The 12,514-nt window shown below is 66.8% G+C and carries 13 protein-coding genes; 6 read left to right on the top strand and 7 right to left on the bottom strand.

From position 1 onward, the window contains the following. The first annotated feature begins 10 nt into the window (after positions 1–10). The 3 genes from ACT6QG_RS06645 (at position 11) to ACT6QG_RS06635 (ending at position 2,484) form a co-directional block, all read left to right on the top strand. Positions 11–616, top strand: coding sequence for a JAB domain-containing protein (locus ACT6QG_RS06645; RefSeq protein WP_444976776.1), 606 nt, complete (start codon positions 11–13; stop codon positions 614–616). A 148-nt stretch (positions 617–764) separates the two neighbouring features. Further along, entirely contained in the window at positions 765–2,006 is a 1,242-nt protein-coding gene (locus tag ACT6QG_RS06640; protein ID WP_444976775.1) for a site-specific integrase, read from the top strand. A 202-nt stretch (positions 2,007–2,208) separates the two neighbouring features. Further along, on the top strand, positions 2,209–2,484 hold the full coding sequence (locus ACT6QG_RS06635; RefSeq protein ID WP_444976774.1) for a hypothetical protein: 276 nt from the start codon (positions 2,209–2,211) through the stop codon (positions 2,482–2,484). Between the two features lie 43 nt (positions 2,485–2,527). Here the strand turns inward: ACT6QG_RS06635 and ACT6QG_RS06630 are convergent, their stop codons facing one another. The 3 genes from ACT6QG_RS06630 to ACT6QG_RS06620 all read right to left on the bottom strand — a co-directional run bounded on the left by ACT6QG_RS06630 (position 2,528) and on the right by ACT6QG_RS06620 (position 4,854). Continuing rightward, positions 2,528–3,355 (bottom strand): hypothetical protein, encoded by an 828-nt coding sequence (locus ACT6QG_RS06630; RefSeq protein ID WP_444976773.1) that lies wholly within the window; start codon positions 3,353–3,355, stop codon positions 2,528–2,530. 11 nt (positions 3,356–3,366) lie between these two features. Beyond that, positions 3,367–4,368: an SH3 domain-containing protein gene (locus ACT6QG_RS06625; protein ID WP_444976772.1), complete on the bottom strand. Its 1,002-nt coding sequence runs from the start codon at positions 4,366–4,368 to the stop codon at positions 3,367–3,369. A gap of 96 nt (positions 4,369–4,464) precedes the next feature. Next, positions 4,465–4,854, bottom strand: coding sequence for a thermonuclease family protein (locus tag ACT6QG_RS06620; protein ID WP_444976771.1), 390 nt, complete (start codon positions 4,852–4,854; stop codon positions 4,465–4,467). A 110-nt stretch (positions 4,855–4,964) separates the two neighbouring features. Here ACT6QG_RS06620 and ACT6QG_RS06615 point away from each other — a divergent pair, with 110 nt between their 5' ends. Genes ACT6QG_RS06615 through ACT6QG_RS06605 form a run of 3 tightly spaced genes read left to right on the top strand, consistent with a single transcriptional unit; the run spans position 4,965 to position 10,421 of the window. Next, positions 4,965–5,717, top strand: a complete 753-nt coding sequence (locus ACT6QG_RS06615) for an ImuA family protein (protein ID WP_444976770.1) — start codon at positions 4,965–4,967, stop codon at positions 5,715–5,717. Then, the gene (locus ACT6QG_RS06610; protein ID WP_444976769.1) at positions 5,632–7,155 is read left to right on the top strand and encodes a DUF6504 family protein; all 1,524 of its coding nucleotides are present in this window, start codon (positions 5,632–5,634) and stop codon (positions 7,153–7,155) included. The genes ACT6QG_RS06615 and ACT6QG_RS06610 overlap by 86 nt, the downstream gene beginning before the upstream one ends. Further along, positions 7,152–10,421 carry an error-prone DNA polymerase gene (locus tag ACT6QG_RS06605; protein WP_444976768.1) on the top strand — a complete coding sequence of 1,090 codons (3,270 nt, stop codon included), beginning with the start codon at positions 7,152–7,154 and terminating at the stop codon, positions 10,419–10,421. The genes ACT6QG_RS06610 and ACT6QG_RS06605 overlap by 4 nt, the downstream gene beginning before the upstream one ends. Positions 10,422–10,441: 20 nt before the next feature. On the opposite strand, the gene ACT6QG_RS06600 is transcribed toward ACT6QG_RS06605, so the two are convergent. The 4 genes from ACT6QG_RS06600 to ACT6QG_RS06585 all read right to left on the bottom strand — a co-directional run bounded on the left by ACT6QG_RS06600 (position 10,442) and on the right by ACT6QG_RS06585 (position 12,364). Beyond that, the gene (locus ACT6QG_RS06600; protein ID WP_444976767.1) at positions 10,442–10,927 is read right to left on the bottom strand and encodes a hypothetical protein; all 486 of its coding nucleotides are present in this window, start codon (positions 10,925–10,927) and stop codon (positions 10,442–10,444) included. Between the two features lie 92 nt (positions 10,928–11,019). Further along, the gene (locus tag ACT6QG_RS06595; protein ID WP_444976766.1) at positions 11,020–11,322 is read right to left on the bottom strand and encodes a hypothetical protein; all 303 of its coding nucleotides are present in this window, start codon (positions 11,320–11,322) and stop codon (positions 11,020–11,022) included. A 15-nt stretch (positions 11,323–11,337) separates the two neighbouring features. Continuing rightward, positions 11,338–11,760 carry a hypothetical protein gene (locus ACT6QG_RS06590; protein WP_444976765.1) on the bottom strand — a complete coding sequence of 141 codons (423 nt, stop codon included), beginning with the start codon at positions 11,758–11,760 and terminating at the stop codon, positions 11,338–11,340. 10 nt (positions 11,761–11,770) lie between these two features. Further along, a complete protein-coding gene (locus tag ACT6QG_RS06585; RefSeq protein ID WP_444976764.1) occupies positions 11,771–12,364 on the bottom strand; it encodes an SOS response-associated peptidase in 594 nt (197 codons plus the stop codon). Positions 12,365–12,514: the final 150 nt, after the last annotated feature.

Here is a 12,514-nt window from a genome sequence, read left to right as displayed (position 1 = left end):
GCCCCTTCCCATGGTGGATGAGCCCCGCGACGGCCTGCGCGAAGCCCCCCCGCATTTCCACGGGCATCGCGACCGGCTGCGCGCGCGCTTCCGTGATGCCGGCGCGCAGGCGCTGGCAGACTATGAGCTGCTGGAACTGGTGCTGTTCCGCGCCATTCCGCGCCGTGACGTGAAGCCGCTGGCCAAGGAGCTGGTGGCCCGGTTCGGCTCCTTCGCCGAGGTGGTGGCCGCCCCTCCCGCCCTGCTGGCGGAAGTGCCCGGCGTGAAGGACGCCATCATCACCGAGCTGAAGATCGTGGAGGCCGCCGCCCAGCGTCTGGCCAAGGGCGAGGTCAAGCGCAGGCCCGTCCTCTCCTCATGGAGCTCGGTGATCGATTATTGCCGCACCACCATGGCCTATGCGGACCGCGAACTGGTGCGGGTGCTGTTTCTGGACAAGCGCAACCAGCTCATTCAGGACGAGATACTGCAAACCGGCACGGTGGACCATGCCCCGCTCTATCCGCGTGAAGTGGTGAAGCGCGCGCTGGAGCTTTCAGCCTCCGCCATCATCCTGTGCCACAACCATCCATCACGGTCATTTTCGGTCACGTCCAAGCCCGTTCTATACCATTGAGATATAACGATTTTTGGGCTTGTCGTAAGCATGGATAACATGGCATATTAACGTCGTTTTTAGGGGGATCAACGCCCCCACTGATCCCAGTCAGTGACCCCAATAGAGCGACTGGCGACCCCACCTCGTAACCCGATGGGAGAGCCCAATGCCTAGTCTTACCGATGGCGAAATCCGCCGCGCTTTCAAAACGGTGGAGCAGACCGGAAAGCAACTCAACCTTGTCGACGGCGAAGGCCACGGAACCGGCCGCCTCGTCCTCGTCATGAAGCCGATGCCCACCCGCGTCACCGCCGACTGGATGGCGCAGCAATGGCGCGACAAGAAGCGCACCAAGAAGAAGCTCGGCTCCTATCCCTCCATGACCCTCGCCCAAGCGCGTGAGGTCTTCAAACGCGACTTCGCAGGCATGATCCAGAAGGGCCGGAGCATCAAGATCGCCGGCGACACGCGGCCCGGCACCGTCGCCGATCTGTTCGACGCCTACATCGCCCATCTCAACGAGGGCGGCAAATCGTCATGGAAGGAAGCACAGAAGGGGCTGAACAAGATCGCCGACACGCTCGGCCGCAATCGCCCTGCCCGCGACATCGAGCCGGACGAGATCACCGCGCTCATCCGCCCGATCTACGAGCGTGGCAAGCGTTCGATGGCCGATCATGTGCGCTCCTACATCCGGTCAGCCTATAGCTGGGGCCTGAAGTCCGAGCACGACTACCGCACCGCTTCGGAACGCCGCTTCCGCCTGATCTACAATCCGGCGGCGGGCATCCCGACCGAGCCGAAGAATGTCGGGACGCGCTGGCTGGACGAGGAAGAGTTCGTGCAGCTCTATCGCTGGCTGGAGTGCCCGGACAGGCCGGTCCATCCGCCCTATACGCGGGCGGTCATGGTTCTCATGCTTACCGGCCAGCGTGTCGAGGAGATCGCGCAGCTCCACATCGACCAGTGGGATGCGAAGGAGCGCATCATCGACTGGTCGAAGACCAAGAACGGCAAGCCGCACGCGATCCCGGTGCCGAAGCTCGCCGCCCAGATCATCGAGTCGATCAATGTCGACGAGCATGGCTGGTTCTTCCCGTCTGCGTTCGACAGGTCCAAGCCTGTCCGCGCCAGCACGCTCTATTCGTTCATGTGGCGTCAGCGCGACCGGGAAGTGATCCCCTATGTCACCAATCGGGATCTGCGCCGGACGTGGAAGACCCTCGGCGGCAAGGCCGGGCTGTCCAAGGAAATCCGCGACCGGATTCAGAACCACACCCTCCAGGACGTCAGCTCGAAGCACTATGACCGCTGGAATTACATGGAGGAGAAGCGGGCCGCGATGGAGAAGTGGGACAAGTTCGTCCGGCAAATGCTCGCCAAGAAGCGCCTCAAGCTCGTGGCGTAACCACCGAACCGCCATTGGCATCCCGGCCGGCCGGGATGCCAATGGCAGCTTCCGCCCACGCGACCACCGCCACGGCGTCTAGCCAGCTCCTCGACCGAAGCCCGGCTTTCCTTTCCCACACCATTAGAAAAATCTGCTATATATCTGGAAGCCAGACACAATCGCGTGCCGGCACAACTCGGGCAAAGGTTACGTCACCGCGATGCTGCGCGTCCTCACGGACTGGATCGAGAAGCGACGGGAGATCCGGCTACGCTGGCAGCGCGACGCTCGCGCCTTGCTCCAGAGCCACGGCCAGCACGCCTACTACGAGGCGCAGCGGCGGGCTTCGCGCGCACGCGCCCTGCATGACCGTGCGCGATTCTGGCATTGGGCCAAGGTTGCGGCCGAGGTCGCGCGTCTTTCGCCCGACGTCGAAATGGATATGAAGACCGTCCAGGCCATTGCCGACGAGGAGCTGGGCCGACCCCGGCAATGATGTTGGGCCATCGGCGAACCGCCTCGCAGCAGTCCTAGCAGCGTCAGAAACGCTCCTCGCTCTCGCGCGCCAGCACGTCGAAGGCGTCGGAATCGGGAATGTAGCGTTGCGCGCCGTCATCCCATTGGTAACGCACGGTGATCGTGCGGGTGCCGGCTTTGGGAACCGGGGCGTTGCCGCAGTCCTCCCCCGAGGGCGTCGTCTCTTCGGTCACGGTGGCCACGATGTCGGAGAACGGCGCGCCCGCCTTGTGCCGCAATGCAAGCCGCTGCGTCCGCTCAAAGGCGCAGAGATTTTCGTCGAACGCGAAGATGCTATCGACCAGTTCGAGCCGGTCGTTGCGGACGAGAACCAGCGGGACGGTCGTATAGCCCTGGCTGGAATTCCAATGCGTGCTTTGGATCGCCAGCAGATCGTCGCCGGTGCCGACCGGGAGCCGGGCGGGATCGAGGAAGGAGGTCCCCTCGCCGCTAGCGACATTGGCGGCATCAAGAAGCCTGGGTTCGCCTGCCACGTCGAAGAGGGCGAGAATGGCGAGGCCGACCACATCCCTGCCGCTGCCGAAATTCAGCAGCACAGCCATCCGGTCAAGCCCGCCGGAGCGCACCGGCACCGCCGAAAGCCGTGGAGCGGCCGCCGACGCCGGTTCGAGATCCTCGACGGTCTCGCTGCCGATGTCCCTCACGTCGATCGTCTCGTTGCCGGCGGTCCCCGGCAGGACGAGGCGAACAAGATCGGCAAAGGTCACGTCTTCGCGGCCGCCGACGCGATCCGCGAGATCGACACGCAAGGCAGGCTCGGCGAACGCCGGGCCGGCGGGCACCGAGACGATCGCCAATCCGGCCAGCGCCGCACGCAAGGCGACGCTCATGACGGTTCCCCTCATGGGCATGTCGTCACCTGGCTTGCGCAAATATCCCTGATCCATCCGCGGGGCCTTTCGTCGTCGCGGCGCCCCTCGACCTCGATCCACAAACCTTCGCAGGCGTGAATAGTGTCGATCTGGAAATAGTCGGACGTGCTGCTTGCCGTGGTCACGGTAAAGGCAACCGGGGCGTCGTCGGACGGCCGCGACAGGAGGTAGCGCGATTCCAGCCAGACCCGGAGCATGTTGCCGGGTAGCCATCCTTCGCCGGAGAAGGTGACGACCGCATCCGTGGGCCAGCCGCCATAGAGATCGGTGATGACCTCGGAAATGCGGAACCAGCCGTCGCGGGAGCCGGTAATCGTCACCTCGGGGAAATAAATCTCCGTCCCATCGGTATAGGGGCGGGGTATGGTCGCCACCGCCGGATAGTCCGGCCCTGGCCCCGAGCGGATCGGCAGATCGGGCGGAGCGCCCTTCATGACCCAGGCGGAAAACTTGCATTGCGCCGTTTCAGGTGTTGCCGCGCGCGCCGCCTTGTCGGTGCAGGTTTCTATCAGCGCCGCCGCGGCCTCCCGCGCGCCGTCGAGCGGATATTCTTCGGCGCCGTCCTCGACGAAGACGGACAGCATGCCGCGCGAGCCGAGGAGGTCGAGGAGCCGGGCATCGAGCATCGTCCGACCTTCGAGGATGAAGCTGTCATCCATCTCGATCCTGGCGCCGGTCGTGGCGATCGGCACCGAGATGTCACCGGCTTCGAGCAGCACTTCGACCTCGACGCCGTCGACCGCGTTGATCGGCGCGAAGGCGAAGGTGAAGACAAGCTCGCTGCCTCCATCCGGGCAGGCAAAGGAAAGCGGGGCGTGGTCGGTCTGCGGGACGCCGTAGAACAGCGATGCCCCGCGCTCCCATTTTTCGCCATGCCATCCGAGCTTCTCTTCGGCCGTGGCCATCGTCGGGAGGCAGCACGCCAGCGCGGCAAGCCGCAGCGCGATAGTCGATCGGCTCTCAATCCCCATTCTCGCTGCCCCTCCCTGTCGAACTGCGCGCGGTTGCCGCGCACCAGTATAGCCCTGTTCTCCAGCCCGGCCTAATGTCAGGGTCGTCGGGTCTTCCTAGAGAATGGAGCCGTCGTCGCCGCACCACGGCTCACGACGCCCGGCCCAGGTCCGCGCAAGGCCCTCGCCGACGAGCTGGTCGCCCACATCCACGCCGTTGACGCGAACCGCCGCCAGTGTGCGCCCATAGCGGTCTGCGCCCTGGCGAAGAATTTCGATCCGGCCGCCATCGAGCAGTTCGGCCAGCCGCACCTTCGCGCGTTGGGCAAGCGCGCTCTCCTTTGCGCAGCTACCCTCGATCTCGGGCGCGTCGATATTGAAGATGCGCACGGCCTCGGCCTGGCTCGACATGCCGAGCCGCAGCGAATCCCCGTCCCAGACGCGGATTTCCGCCGGCTCGCAGGCGAGCGCGCAGAGCATGACCTGAACGATGATATGGCTGTTCATCGACCTCTTGCTTCCGCCCTCCCATCGCTTCGCGCTTGACTCTCGAACGCAGACGTTAGAACAAATAGGGAACATGATGCAAGCCCGGAACCCGGAGGTCAAGGACGAACGTGCGGCCCCAGCCCGCTATCGACGCTTTGCGCGCGCAGATCGAGAAGATCGAAGGCCATCGCCGGCGCGTCAAATCGGTGCTGCCCTTCGGGCTCGCCGCCGTCGATTCACGCCTGCCGGGCGGCGGGCTGGCGCGCGGCGCGCTGCATGAGATCGCCGGCGGCGGCCATGGCGTCATAGACGGCGCGGCCGCTGCTCTCTTTGCGGCCGGGATCGCTGCGCGCACCAAGGGCCGTGTGCTCTGGTGCATCACCAAGCCCGACATCTTCGCGCCGGCCGTTGCCCAGGCAGGGCTTGAAGCCGACCGCGTGATCTATATCGAGGCGGGCGACCAGAACAGCGTGCTGGCCTGCATGGAAGAAGGCTTGCGCCACGGCGCCCTGGGGGCCGTGGTCGGCGAGGTCGCGCATCTGTCCATGAACGCCTCGCGCCGGCTGATGTTCGCCGCCGAAGGCACCGGAACCATCGGCCTGGCGCTGCGCCGCTGGCGCCGTCAGGCCGACTCCATGGATTTCGGGCAGCCGACAGCCGCCGCCACCCGCTGGCGCGTCTCGGTGCTGCCCTCCACCCCCTTGCCGGTCTCCGGCGTCGGCCGCCCTCGCTGGCTGGTCGAGCTGATCCGGGCACGAGCCGGCGAAAGTGCTGATTTCGAGTTGGAAGCGTGCAATGCGAAGGGTTTTCTCTCTCTGCCTGCCGGACTGGCCCACGGACCGGCTGCGGCGCATGGCCGGCGACAAGGCGCCGCCCGCTGACGCCCCGCTGATCGTGGTCGGCCGCGAAGGAAGCAAGCGGTTGGTGACGGCGGCAGACGCGGCAGCGGTCGCGCTCGGCGTGCGCGTCGGCATGCCCGCCGCCAAGGCGCAGGCGCTGGTCGCGGGCCTGACGATCCGCGACGCCGATCCGGTCGGCGATGCCGAGGCGCTGGAGCGCCTCGCGCTCTGGGTGCTTCAGCGCATCGCCCCGATCGTCGCGGCCGATCATCCCGACGGCATCGTCATCGACACGACCGGGGCCGACCATCTCCACGGCGGCGAAGCCGCCATGCTCGACGGTCTGCTCGGCCGGCTCGCCATGTCCGGTATCACAGCACAGGCCGCCATCGCCGACACCTGGGGCGCGGCCCACGCGCTCGCCCGCTTCGCCGCGCGGCCCACCGTCATCGCCCCACCGGGACACGATGCCTCGGTCATCGCATCGCTGCCCATCGAGGCGCTGCGCCTGCCCGCAGCCATGCCGGGCGAGCTGCGCATGCTCGGCTTCGAGCGTATCGGCGACCTTCTCGGCCAGCCGCGCGCACCGCTGGCGCTCCGCTTCGGCCCCGAGATCGGCCGCCGGCTCGACGAGGCCCTGGGCCGCTCGGCCGAGCCGATCGAGCCTATCCGGCCCGATGAGCTGGTGGAGGCGCGCCGCGTCTTCGCCGAGCCGATCTCGGCGGCCGAGACCATCGCCCGCTATACGGCCAAGCTGGTCGTGGCGCTTTGCGCGGCCCTTGAGGAAAAAGGCCAGGGCGCGCGCCGCCTCGACCTCATCTGCCAGCGCGTCGACAGCCGCGCCCAGGCTGTCCGCATCGGCATGGCCAAGCCGATCCGCGACGCCAAGCGCATCACGCGGCTGCTCTGCGACAAGATCGAAACCATCGACCCCGGTTTCGGCATCGAGACGATGACGCTCTGCGCCACCATCGCCGAGCCGCTCGGCTCCCGCCAGTCCGTCACCTCGCTGATCGAGGAGGCGGAACCCGACATCTCCGATTTGATCGACACGCTGGCCAACCGTGTCGGCGAGCGCGCCATCTATCGCGCCGCGCCCGTCGCCAGCGACGTGCCTGAGCGGTCCGTCTGCCGCATCCCGGCCCTCGCCCCCGATACTGGCGCCGGCTGGCCTGACGCCTGGCCGCGCCCGGCGCGGCTGCTGCTGCGCCCCGAGCCGGTCGAGACCATCGCGCTCCTGCCCGACCATCCGCCCGTCTCCTTCACATGGCGCGGCGTGCGCCGGCGCGTGAAGCGGGCCGACGGGCCGGAGCGCGTCTTCGGAGAATGGTGGAAGCGTGACGCCGAACTATCTGCCGTAAGAGACTATTTTCGGGTCGAGGACGATGCCGGCGAACGCTATTGGCTCTATCGCGCCGGTGACGGCGAGGACGCCGCCACCGGCTCGCAACGCTGGTTCATCCATGGGGTGTTCGGATGACCGGACCGCGCTACGCCGAGCTTCAGGTGACGAGCTATTTCAGCTTCCTGCGCGGGGCATCGAGCCCCGACGAGCTGTTCGCCCAGGCGGCGAACCTCGGCATCGAGGCGCTCGGCATCGTCGATCGCAATTCGCTGGCCGGCATCGTGCGGGCGTGGGAAGCGGCCAAGGCGACCGGCATCCGGCTCGTCGTCGGCTGTCGCCTCGACCTCGCGGACGGCATGTCGGTCCTCGTCTATCCGACCGATCGCGCCGCCTATGGCCGCTTGTGCGGGCTGCTCTCGCTCGGCAAGGGTCGGGCCGGAAAGGCGAAGTGCCATCTGGAGTGGAACGACCTCGTGGCCTATGGCGAAGGGCTGCTCGCCATCCTCGTGCCGGATACCGCCGACGAGACCTGCGCGCTGCATCTGCGGCGGCTGCGCGAGGCGTTCGGCGAACGCGCCTACCTTTCCCTCTCGCTCCGACGCCGGCCCAACGACCAGATGCGCCTTTACGAATTGTCGGCGCTCGCCGCGCGGATGAAGGTCGCCACCGTCGTCACCAACGATGTCCTCTTCCACACGCCAGACCGGCGCATCCTTCAGGACGTGGTGACGGCGATCCGGCACAACACGACGATCGACGCGCTCGGCTTCCGCCGCGAGCGCCATGCCGACCGCTACCTCAAGCCGCCCGAGGAAATGGAGAGGCTTTTCGGCCGCTACCCGGAGGCGCTCGCCCGCACCGCCGAAATCGTCGAGCGATGCCGCTTCAGCCTCGACGAGCTGGTCTATCAATACCCGGAAGAACGCGACGATCCTGCGCTGACCCCACAACAGACGCTGGAGCGCCTGACCTGGGAGGGCGCGGCGGGCCGCTACCCCGACGGCCTGCCGGCCGGCGTGCGGGCCGCGCTGGAACACGAGCTGCGCCTGATCGAGCGGCTCGACTACGCCCCCTATTTCCTGACCGTCAATTCCATCGTCCGCTACGCGCGCTCGCAGGGCATCTTGTGCCAGGGCCGCGGCTCGGCCGCCAACAGCGCCGTATGCTTCGTCCTCGGCATCACCTCGATCGACCCTGACCGCAATTCGCTCCTCTTCGAGCGGTTCGTCTCCGAGGAGCGGCGCGAGCCGCCCGACATCGACGTCGATTTTGAACACGAGCGGCGGGAGGAGGTCATCCAATGGATCTACGAGACCTATGGCCGGGACCGCGCGGCGCTCTGCGCCACCGTCATCCGTTACAGGGCCAAGGGCGCGCTGAGGGACGTGGGCAAGGCGTTCGGGCTTCCCGAAGACCTCATCAAGACGCTTTCCACCCAGGTCTGGGGCTGGTCCGAGCAGGAGATCGGGCCGCAGCATGTCGATGCGCTCAACCTCAACATGGCAGACCGACGGCTGCGCCTCACGCTGGAATTGACCTCCCAATTGATCGGCTTCCCGCGCCATCTGAGCCAGCATCCCGGCGGCTTCGTGCTGACGCGCGACCGCCTCGACTCCCTCGTCCCGATCGAGCCCGCCACGATGGAAAAGAGGCAAGTCGTGGAATGGGACAAAGACGACGTCGACGCGCTCAAAATGATGAAGGTGGACGTCCTCGGCTTAGGGATGTTGAGCTGCATGCGCCGCGCGCTCGACCTGCTCGCCGATCACAAGGGCGTCGCTCACGACCTCGCCTCGATCCCGGCCGAAGACCCGCGCACCTACGCGATGATCCGCAAGGCGGACACTTTGGGGACGTTTCAGATCGAGAGCCGGGCACAGATGTCGATGCTGCCGCGCCTGAAACCCCGCACCTATTACGACCTGGTGGTGCAGGTCGCCATCGTCCGGCCTGGGCCGATCCAGGGCGATATGGTCCATCCCTATCTGCGCCGACGCGAGGGCATCGAGCCGGTCCACTATCCCAAGCCCGAGCTGGAGGCGGTCCTGGGAAAAACCCTCGGCGTGCCGCTTTTTCAGGAGCAGGCCATGCGGGTCGCCATCGAGTGCGCGGGCTTCACGCCGGGCGAGGCCGACCAGCTCCGCAGGAGCATGGCGACTTTCAAGCATACTGGCGGGGTCTCGAAATTCCGCGACAAGCTCATCGCCGGCATGATCGACAATGGCTACGATGCCGACTTCGCCGCCGCGACCTTCAGGCAGCTCGAAGGCTTCGGCTCTTACGGCTTTCCTGAAAGTCACGCAGCCAGCTTTGCGCTTCTGGCCTATGCGTCGGCCTGGCTCAAATGCTGGCATCCCGACGTCTTCTGCGCCGCGCTGGTCAATTCGCAGCCGATGGGATTTTACGCCGTGGCGCAGATCGTCAGGGACGCCCGCACCCACGGCGTCGAGGTCCGGCCGGTCTGTATCAATCGCTCACGATGGGACTGCACGCTGGAGCCCACCGACGACGAAACCCGCTTCGCCGTTCGTCTCGGCATGCGCCAGGTCAAGGGCCTCGCCAACCGCGACGCCGCAGCCATCGTCGCGGCGCGCGAGGATCGGCCCTTCGCCTCCATCGACGATCTCTGGCGGCGGGCCGGCGTCCCGGTCGGCGCACTGTCGCGGCTGGCCGAGGCCGACGCCTTCCTGCCCGCCTTCGGTCTCGGCCGGCGTGAGGCGCTCTGGGCGATCCGCCCCTTGCGCGAGGAGCCCCTGCCCCTTTTCGCGGCCGCCGCTGCCCGCGAAGCGGAGCCTTTGCCGGAGGCGATCGAGCCAGCCGTCGCGCTCAGGCCGATGGTCGAGGGCCGCGAAGTGGTGGAGGACTATGGGCACGTCGGCCTGACGCTGCGCGCCCATCCGGTCTCCTTCCTGCGCGCGGACCTGACACGACGGCGCATGGTCTCCTGCGCCGAGACCATGGCGGCGCGGGACCGGCGCTGGCTGGAGACCGCCGGCGTCGTTCTCGTGCGCCAGCGGCCGGGCTCGGCCAAGGGCGTGTTGTTCGCCACCATCGAGGACGAGACCGGCATCGCCAATGTGGTCTGCTGGGCCAAGACCTTCGAGAAATACCGCCGCGTGCTCCTGTCCTCGGGCATGCTCGGCATCCGCGGCCGGGTGCAGCGCGAGGGCGAGGTGGTGCATCTGGTCGCCCACCACCTGACCGACCTCACGCCGCTGCTGGCTTCGGTCGGCCATCGCGACGCTCCGTTCCCCCTTCCGCACGGACGCGGCGACGAGCTGCACCATGGCAGCCCGCGCCCAGATCACCGCAGCGAGGCCAAGGTTCCGGCCCCGCGCAATCTCGGCGACAGCTATGACCACATCAGGGAAATCCGCGTCCCGACGCGGGATTTCCGGTGAGCGAGGGACCTCATCCCCACCTATCCGTCCGATCGCCCCGGCACGCGGACCGGGGCAGGCAGGATCGCTTGAAGCCGGGCAATCCGGTCCAATGTGCCCGCCTCGGTCTCGTCGCTGTCCCAAGCGAACCGGCCGCGAGCCAAGCCAGCCGAACTCCCTGCGGGAAGCGTGGTGCTCGTCACCGTGATCCACGGCCATTCCGCGCCTGGGCTGGCATAGAGACCGACGAAATCGTCGATGTCGACGGCGCCGGTCACGGCCGCGTCGGGGCCGGCGCGAAAATCAAGCGCCCCGCCCTTGGTCGGAACGGGCCGCGACAGCGCATCGAGCAGGGCCTGGCGCTCCCGCGGAGAGCAGACGAACCACACCTTATAGGACTCGTTGCCGGCCGGCCGCCGAAACACGTCCGGCCACCGCCCCACGAGCAGATCCGGCATCCCTCGCAGGAACCCCGGGTACCAGACCGTCGGGAGCCAGCTCGCCAGCGGCGCTTGCAAGTCGATCATCGCTCCCCCTGTTCAATTCCGACATCCGATCCGTGGCGCCCGTCATCGCGGACCTGCGGCGATGCGCAACGGAAGCCTATACCTGATGCCCCTCAGCGTTCGGGCCGCCATGCCGCCGCCTCGCGGCTCAGCTCCTGATCCGCAAGCGGATCGAGCGGCGCGTCGGGATGGATGCGGCCACGGCCGATCTCCCGATCGAAGCGCGATGTGTAGATTGCGCCTCCCGCAATGTCCGACGTCATCCGCGCCGCCATACGCTGGCCGGCGAGATCGTCGCGCCGCAGCAATGTCCGAAATGCCGCAACGGCCTCTTCGGGATCGTGCGTCAGCAGGCGCTCGGAGACCTCCCCCTCATGGGGGAACTCGTGGGACCGCAGATAGACCCGCCACACCATCCCGCATCCTCCCGTTCAGTTCTCGGACCATGGTTGCAGGCACGGCACGGTCTCGACCTTGCGATATTTGCCGGGCAAGCGGAGCTGCTGTCCCCGGCGCGTCCACACCACGACCCAGAAGCCGCCGCCCTGGTCCTCCTCGGGAATGAGCCGGTCGGTCTGTTCCTTGGACAGATGCAGGCAATAGGGATTGTCCGACTTGTCCTCGAACAGAAGCTCAAGCGCGTCGTCGCGCCCGGCTTCCTCCCATCGACCGCGCGAGACGATGACGTATTTGGCGGACTTCATCTCCCGAACCGAACCCGCCTGGGCGTCGGGCACCAGGAGGCGCGCCGCCCCGGCGTTCCAGCTCAGATAGAAATAGCCGCGCCGGGCCATTTCGCTGTCCCAGAAATTCGTCTCGACGATCTTCTGGCCCTGGTTGTCGATCCTCAGCACCCCGGCCCCCCTAGTCCACGCCCTTGCGCACCGTCTCGACCGACAGCGACCCGGCCGGAAGCGGCTTGAGCAAATCCGCCTGCGGCTTCGTCAGCCAGATCCACGCCGCCCAATCCTCGGGCCGCACCACCACGATCTGCCGGTCATGGTAAGGCTTCACGTCAGGACCGGGCTCGGTCGTCAGCATGGCGAAGGCCATCGGGTGATTGCCCTTGGCCTCGCGCCAGATGCCGGCGATCGCCATGAAGGGCGCATCATTCAGCGCGAAGCGGTGCTTGGTCTTCGGATATTTCGTGCCGGTGAACTCGAAAAAGCCCGAGGCCGGAATGAGGCATCGCAGGGTTTTCGAGAAGTCGCGGCCGTCCGAGCGAAAGTTGAAGACCGGGCCGCGCTTGGGCTGGTCAGACGGCAGCCCGAAATTCATCGGGGCCAGCTCCATCAGATTGTCGCGGGCGCGCATCACCGGCCCCATCTGATTGATGCGGATCTCGTCGAATTGAGGAAGGTCGAGCTCGGACTGCTGCGTCGGGATGCCAAGCTCAAGAGCCTGCATCATCCGCACATATTCTTCCCATTTCACATGCTGTTCGTAGGCGTTGCACATGAACGCGATGATAGACGGAAAGTGCAGTGATTTCGAGGCGCCTGCGCCGGTAAAGGAAGCGGATTTACCAGAGCGGGACGGAAAACCGGAAAGGCGTATTGCCGCAAATGTGGTTCGGCGGCTTTGCGTGGTGGGGGAAAGCCTTCCCCC

Source organism: Haloleucobacter ellipsoideus (assembly GCF_052491725.1).
This window is presented reverse-complemented; position numbering and strand designations above follow the sequence as displayed.

Bases quoted from the DNA above. Each gene is read 5' to 3' on its own strand.
- ACT6QG_RS06645 (WP_444976776.1), top strand. From the start codon at position 11: ATGGTGGATGAGCCCCGCGACGGCCTGCGCGAAGCCCCCCCGCATTTC.
- ACT6QG_RS06640 (WP_444976775.1), top strand. From the start codon at position 765: ATGCCTAGTCTTACCGATGGCGAAATCCGCCGCGCTTTCAAAACGGTG.
- ACT6QG_RS06635 (WP_444976774.1), top strand. From the start codon at position 2,209: ATGCTGCGCGTCCTCACGGACTGGATCGAGAAGCGACGGGAGATCCGG.
- ACT6QG_RS06630 (WP_444976773.1), bottom strand. From the start codon at position 3,355: ATGAGCGTCGCCTTGCGTGCGGCGCTGGCCGGATTGGCGATCGTCTCG.
- ACT6QG_RS06625 (WP_444976772.1), bottom strand. From the start codon at position 4,368: ATGGGGATTGAGAGCCGATCGACTATCGCGCTGCGGCTTGCCGCGCTG.
- ACT6QG_RS06620 (WP_444976771.1), bottom strand. From the start codon at position 4,854: ATGAACAGCCATATCATCGTTCAGGTCATGCTCTGCGCGCTCGCCTGC.
- ACT6QG_RS06610 (WP_444976769.1), top strand. From the start codon at position 5,632: ATGCGAAGGGTTTTCTCTCTCTGCCTGCCGGACTGGCCCACGGACCGG.
- ACT6QG_RS06605 (WP_444976768.1), top strand. From the start codon at position 7,152: ATGACCGGACCGCGCTACGCCGAGCTTCAGGTGACGAGCTATTTCAGC.
- ACT6QG_RS06600 (WP_444976767.1), bottom strand. From the start codon at position 10,927: ATGATCGACTTGCAAGCGCCGCTGGCGAGCTGGCTCCCGACGGTCTGG.
- ACT6QG_RS06595 (WP_444976766.1), bottom strand. From the start codon at position 11,322: ATGGTGTGGCGGGTCTATCTGCGGTCCCACGAGTTCCCCCATGAGGGG.
- ACT6QG_RS06585 (WP_444976764.1), bottom strand. From the start codon at position 12,364: ATGTGCAACGCCTACGAACAGCATGTGAAATGGGAAGAATATGTGCGG.